Source organism: Sinomonas sp. (assembly GCF_036848755.1).
Taxonomy (GTDB): domain Bacteria; phylum Actinomycetota; class Actinomycetes; order Actinomycetales; family Micrococcaceae; genus Sinomonas.
Genome location: NZ_DAIUJO010000232.1, coordinates 1 through 2,177, shown reverse-complemented (window position 1 = coordinate 2,177; position 2,177 = coordinate 1). Strand labels below are relative to the sequence as shown.

The 2,177-nt window shown below is 75.2% G+C and carries 3 protein-coding genes; all 3 read left to right on the top strand.

Annotated elements, in window-relative coordinates; all coding sequences use genetic code 11:
* Window positions 1-2: 2 nt before the first annotated feature.
* The 3 genes from V7053_RS18840 (at window position 3) to V7053_RS18830 (ending at window position 2,019) form a co-directional block, all read left to right on the top strand.
* Window positions 3-368: a DUF4383 domain-containing protein gene (locus tag V7053_RS18840; RefSeq protein WP_334173780.1), complete on the top strand. Its 366-nt coding sequence runs from the start codon at window positions 3-5 to the stop codon at window positions 366-368.
* Window positions 369-400: 32 nt separating this feature from the next.
* Window positions 401-1,042, top strand: a complete 642-nt coding sequence (locus tag V7053_RS18835; protein WP_334173779.1) for a hypothetical protein — start codon at window positions 401-403, stop codon at window positions 1,040-1,042.
* Between the two features lie 215 nt (window positions 1,043-1,257).
* Window positions 1,258-2,019, top strand: coding sequence for a hypothetical protein (locus tag V7053_RS18830; RefSeq protein WP_334173778.1), 762 nt, complete (start codon window positions 1,258-1,260; stop codon window positions 2,017-2,019).
* Window positions 2,020-2,177 lie beyond the last annotated feature (158 nt).

Sequence of the window (2,177 nt, the reverse complement as noted above, 5' to 3'; positions counted from 1 at the left end):
TCCTGGTCGGGATCCTGGGCTTCGTGCCCGGCATCACCACCGGCACCCTGGCCTTCGCCGGGCACGGCTCGCACGCGATGCTCCTGGGCCTGTTCCAGGTCTCCGTGCTGCACAACATCGTCCACCTCCTCTTCGGCGTCGCCGGCCTCGCACTCGCCCGCTCGGCCGCCGCGGCCAAGGGCTACCTGGTCTGGGGCGGGGCGGTCTACCTCGTCCTGTTCGTCTACGGGCTCTTCTTCATGGGAGACATGCCGGCGAACTTCGTCCCGGTCAACGCCGCCGACAACGGCCTGCACCTGCTCCTGGGCATCGGCATGCTGGCCCTGGGCACCGTGCTCGGACGCCGAACCGCCCGGACCCGGCGCTGAGCCCAGGCCGGACGAGCAGGGACGGGAGCAGGGTGGGAAACACCGCGCCCCGGCGGCCCCGGCCGACGGCCGGGGTGCTGCGGGCCCTGGCCGCGCTGGCCGCGGCGGCACTGACGACAGCGGCAGTCGGGTGCGCCCAGGGCGGCACCGGCCCCCCCGCGCCCCCCGCAGCCATGGGCGCCCCGGCCTCCGCTGCACGGGACGTCTCCGCGGCAGAGGCTGTGCAGGCCTCAGCCTCCCCGGCCGGGGTCCCGCCGGCGGCGGCGATGGTGTGCGGGGATGAGATCAGGGACAGGATCGCCCAGGCCCTGGCCCTGCCCGCTGTGCCTGTGCCCGCCTCGGCCTGGGCCGCCGGGCTGTACACGTGCACCTACGCGCTCCCGGGCGGGACGCTGGTGCTCTCGGTCAAGGCCTACCCGGACCCTGCCGCGGCCCGCTCGTACGCCCAGGCCGCCGTCGCGGGACTGCCCGGGGCGGCCCCGATCCAGGGCCTGGCCAACCTCGGCCTGCCCGCCTACCGCAGCAGCACCGGCACCGTGGCCTTCGCCAAGGACGCCTTCGCCCTGACCGTGGACGCCACACGCCTGGGCGAGCCCGTCGGGCCCCAGCGGACCACCCGCACCGCACTGGCCTACCAGATCGCCACCGACGTCCTGGCCTGCTGGAGCGGATGACACCCCGGCACCGGAACCACGCGGACCGGCAGCACGGCACGGCAGGAGCACCGGTCCCCGGTGCCCCGCGGACAGGGGCCCGGAGACTTTTCTGCCCGGGAACCCAATCCGTGATCGGGCCCACACCGAATAACAGCTGTCGGACCGCTTCTGGGCCCGGCGACCGGCGCCCCCGGACCCGGGGGCGCGAAACCCAGAACAGAGGAAGCACCGCCATGAAGAAGTCCGCATTCCTGATCGCCCCGGCCCTCGCGTTCGGGGCCCTGGCCCTGGCCGGCTCCCCGGCCCTGGCCGCCGACAGCGGCACCGCGTACCAGGCGAACCTGGCCTCCATCAACGGCTCCAACGCCTCCGGCACCGCGATGATCACCCTGAACGGGAACCAGGCCACCGTGACCGAGAACGTCACCGGCCTCGCCGCCACGTTCGGCGGCAAGCCCTACCCCCACGTCCAGCACATCCACATCGGCGCCAAGGGCCAGTGCCCCGGCCCATCCGCGGACACCAGCGGCGACGGGGTCATCAGCACCACCGAGGGCGCCCCGTTCTACGGCGGCATCGGCACCACCCTCTCCACCAGCGGGGACACCAGCCCCGCCGCCGGCACCGACCTGGCCGTGGCCCCCTCGGGCTCCTCCTACACCTACCAGCGCACCATCACCCTGGACGCGAAGACCCTGGCCTCCCTCCAGTCCGGGACCGCGGTCGTGGTCGTCCACGGCCTGGACCCGGCCACCCTGCCCGCCGCCGCCCAGAAGGAGCCCAGCGACCTGGTCCCCTCCCTCCCCCTCGCAGCGACCTCCCCCGCCCTGTGCGGGACCCTGGCCGCCATGCCCGCCGGCGCCCCCGGCACCGGCATCCCCACCCCCGCCCAGCACAACGGCCCGGATGCGGGCCTGATCGCCGCAGGCGCCGGGCTCCTGGCCGCAGGGGCAGGGGCAGGGTTCGCCCTGCGCCGCCGCACCGCCAAGGCCTGAGCGAGGAACGGGCCAGAAAGATGAGGACGGGAAGGACCAGGACACGCCTGGCAGGAGCAGGGACCGCCCTGCTCCTGGCCGGAGGGCTCGCCGCCGTCGGCGCCGGCCTGGCCGGCGGCCCAGGCGCCCCGCCGCCCCCCGCAGCCGCCAGCACGGCA